Here is a 3810-nt window from a genome sequence, read left to right on the forward strand (position 1 = left end):
CGCGCCGAGGCGGTCGCCGAGAAAGGTACGCAGCGCGTCGAGCGCCTGCTCGCGCTGCGCGGCCCGCGCGACGTCGAGCGCGACGATGTTGCTCGTGCCTTCCCAGATCGAGCCGAGATGCGCATCGCGCACGAGGCGCGCATCGCTCCATTCCTCGATGTAGCCGGTGCCGCCGCGCACTTCCATCGCATCGCCCGTCACGCGCCGCGCATCGCGGCACGCGCGGAACTTGATCAGCGGCGTCAGGATCCGCACGCAGCGCGCCGCCTGCTCGTCGCCGGCATCGGCCTGCGGCAGCAGCAGCGCGATCTGCATGAACATCGCGCGCGCGGCCTCGGCCGGCAGCAGCATCTTCAGCAACTGGCGCTGCATCAGCGGCATCTCGATCAGCTTGCGGCCGAACGCCTCGCGGTGCGCGGCGACGTGCAGCGCCTCGTTCAGCGCGCGCCGCATCAGCCCCGCCGCGCGCACGCCGTTCGACAGCCGCGACATGTTGATCATGTCGGCCATCTGGTGGAAACCGCGGCCGATCTCGCCGATCAGGAACGCCTGCGCGCCTTCGAGCGCAATCTCGCCGCTCGCCATCGACCGGCTGCCGAGCTTGTCCTTCAGGCGCACGATCCGGTAGCGGTTGCGCGTGCCGTCCGGCAGCGTCTTCGGCAGCAGGAACAGCGCGAGGCCCTTGATGCCGTCCGGCGCGCCGTCGGGCCGCGCGAGCACCATCGCGAGATCGGCATCCGCGTTCGAGCAGAACCACTTGTCGCCGGTCAGGCGCCAGACGGTCTCGCCGTGCGCGTCCGTCTCGCGCGTCGCCCGCGTGGCGATCCGGCCGACGTCGGAACCCGCCGCCTGCTCGGTCATGAACATCGCGCCCTGGTACAGCGTGTCGAAGTCGCGCGACGCGAGCCTCGGCAGGTAGCGCGCGACGAGCGCCGGATCGCCGAAGCGGCGCAGCGTACGCGTCAGCGAATCGGTCATGCTGACCGGGCAGCACAGCCCGAATTCCGCCTGCACGAACAGGAACGTCAGCGCGTACTTGACGAGCGGCGCAACGGATTCCGCCCCGTGGCTCAACGACGCGAGCCCGAGCTCGGCATACGCGACACGTTCGAGCGCGACATGCGCGGGATCCTTGTCGATCCGCTGCACGGCCTCGCCGCGCCGGTTGCGGTGTTCGAGCACGGGCGGGTGCTTGTCCGCGCGCGACGCCCATTCGTCGAGTTCGCCCGACACGCGTGCGCCGAGCGCGCGCAGCCGAGGCTCCAGTTCGGCATAGTGCGCGTCGCCGAGATGCAGCTTCAGCAACGCGCCGAGATCGGGATCGGCCGTGAAGAAATCGAGGCCCCGGCTGTCGGGGATGTTGGATGCGCCGGCGTCCGGCGTGCGAGCGGTGTCGTTCATGCGTGCGTCTCCTGGGTTGCCTGCACATCGGCCGGCGGGGGGCGCCGCGGCGCCCGGCCAGTCCCGTGCAAAGCTTTCCGCAGAGCGTAGGCGCGCGATCGATAAGCGTCCAATACAGGATTTATCCGGTACGATAGATATCGCTTATCGATGCCGACGCCGCGAGGAGACACCATGGAACTGAGGCAGTTGCGCTACTTCGTGGCGGTCGCCGAGGAACTGCATTTCGGGCGCGCGGCAAAGCGCCTGTTCATCTCGCAGCCGGCGCTGAGTTTCGATATCCGCAAGTTCGAGGACGCGCTCGGCGTCCAGCTGTTCTCGCGCACCAACAAGACCGTCGCGCTGACCAATGCGGGCGAGGTGCTGCTCGGCGAAGCGCGCCGGCTGCTGCTGCAGGCGGCCGAGGCCGAACGCCTGACGGTGCGCTCCGCGTCGGGCCTCGCGGGCCGGCTGCGGATCGGCTTCGTTCATTCGATGCTGTATCGCGGGCTGCCCGATGCGGTGCGGCGTTTCGAAGCCGACTACCCAGGCGTCGAGGTCGTGCTGAGCGAGATGAACACGCACGCGCAGGTGCAGGCGATCCAGCGCGGCCAGATCGATCTCGGCTACGCGCACTGGGGCCACTTCCCGCCCGAGGTCGAATCGGTACCTGTCTATGCGGAACCGTTCGTGTGCTGCCTGCCGGCCGCACATCCGCTCGCGCGGCGCAGGCAGGTCGCGCTCGCCGCGCTGGCCGCGGAACCGTTCATCCTGTTCCCGCGCGAAGCGGCGCCGCACTATCACGACCTGATCATCGCGCAATGCGTGAACGCCGGCTTCAGCCCGCTGATCCGCCACGAAGCGCGGCTGTGGCAGACGATCCTGTCGATGATCGAGTTCGGGATGGGCGTCGCGCTGGTGCCGCGCGTGCTGCAGCAGGCGAAGAGCGACCGGCTCGCGTTCCGGCCGCTGAAGGATGCATCGCTCGAATCGCGCACGCTCGCGCTGAAGCGCAGCGGCACCGCCGAGCCGGTTGCGCTGCGCTTCGCCGACTACGTGCGCGCGTCGATCGACGCACTGCCCGCGCTCGCGGGCTGAGTGCACGGCTCGCGAACCGGTGCTTGCGGCTATTTGAAAAAAATTGCAGAAAGGGCTTTACGAACCCCAAAAGCTCTGACATAATTTGATTCTTCTTTGGGCGGTTAGCTCAGCGGTAGAGCACTGCCTTCACACGGCAGGGGTCACTGGTTCGATCCCAGTACCGCCCACCAAAGAATTCAAGGGCCTGCGTCTCACGACGCAGGCCCTTTTCGTTTTGGCGTCGCGCGCATCGTCGAATTCGACCTGCAACGCTACGCGGTCATCACGGCGAACACGACGACAGCTCACGCGAAATGCCCCACCCGCTGCGCCGTCGCATCGAACGCCCGTTTCGCCTTGTCGACGATCTCGTCGACCTCCGCCTCGCGAATCACGAGCGGCGGCGACAGCAGCATCCGGTCGCCGGTCGCGCGCATGATCAGGTTGCCGTTGAAGCAGAAGTCGCGGCAGACCGTCCCGATATCGACGTTCGCACCGAACCGCTCGCGCCGGTTCCGGTCGCGCGCAAGCTGAACGCCCGCCACGAGCCCCGCTCCCGAAATCTCCCCGACGATCGGATGGTCGCCCAGCGCATCGCGCAGCCGGCGCTGGAAGTACGGCCCGATGTCGTTCTTCACGCGCTCGACGATCCCTTCGTCGCGCAGCAGCTTCAGGTTCGCGACCGCGACGGCTGCCGCCACCGGGTGGCCCGAGTACGTGAGGCCGTGATTGAATTCGCCGTTGTCGATGATCGGCCGCGCCACGCGCTCGTGAATGCCGACAGCCCCCATCGGCACGTAGCCCGACGTGAGGCCCTTGGCCATCGTGATCAGGTCCGGCTCGAAGCCGAAGTGCTGGTGCGCGAACCATTCGCCGGTGCGCCCGAAGCCGCCGATCACTTCGTCGGCCACCAGCAGGATGTCGTACTTGCGGCAGATCCGCTGGATTTCCGGCCAGTACGTCGACGGCGGGAAGATCACGCCGCCCGCGCCCTGGAACGGCTCGCCGATGAACGCCGCGACGTTTTCCGCGCCGAGTTCGAGGATCTTCGCCTCGAGCTGCTGCGCGCGGGCCAGGCCGAACGCTTCCGGCGTTTCGCCGGCCGCGGCCTCGCCGAAGAAATACGGCTGGTCGATGTGCACGATGTTCTCGACCTTCGACGGCATCTGCTCGTGCATGTAGCCCATCCCGCCGAGCGTGCCGCCCGCGATCGTCGAGCCGTGGTAGCCGTTCTTGCGCGAGATCACGTACTTCTTCTGCGGCTGGCCCTGCACGCGCCAGTACTGGTGCACGAGGCGCAGCACGGTGTCGTTGCCTTCCGAGCCGCTGTTGCAATAGAAGAAGTGGTTG

General features: G+C 67.8%; 3 protein-coding genes and 1 tRNA gene. 2 read left to right on the forward strand and 2 right to left on the reverse strand.

The genetic code is table 11. The features are described 5' to 3' along the window. Positions 1–1401: acyl-CoA dehydrogenase family protein (locus DPV74_RS40010; protein ID WP_119339193.1), on the reverse strand; the 1401-nt coding region annotated here is incomplete at its 3' end. A gap of 174 nt (positions 1402–1575) precedes the next feature. On the opposite strand from DPV74_RS40010, the gene DPV74_RS40015 reads away from it, so the two are divergent. Further along, a complete protein-coding gene (locus DPV74_RS40015; protein WP_027786944.1) occupies positions 1576–2478 on the forward strand; it encodes a LysR family transcriptional regulator in 903 nt (300 codons plus the stop codon). Between the two features lie 98 nt (positions 2479–2576). Beyond that, positions 2577–2651: transfer RNA gene (locus DPV74_RS40020), tRNA-Val, on the forward strand. Between the two features lie 114 nt (positions 2652–2765). Here the strand turns inward: DPV74_RS40020 and DPV74_RS40025 are convergent. Next, on the reverse strand, positions 2766–3810 hold a 1045-nt coding region (locus tag DPV74_RS40025), incomplete at its 5' end, for an aminotransferase (RefSeq protein ID WP_119339194.1).

It is taken from the genome of Burkholderia sp. HAN2018, from assembly GCF_024704855.1.
GTDB lineage: Bacteria > Pseudomonadota > Gammaproteobacteria > Burkholderiales > Burkholderiaceae > Burkholderia > Burkholderia cepacia.

Coding starts and splice junctions, on each gene's coding strand:
- DPV74_RS40015 (WP_027786944.1), top strand. CDS start 1,576: ATGGAACTGAGGCAGTTGCGCTACTTCGTGGCGGTCGCCGAGGAACTG.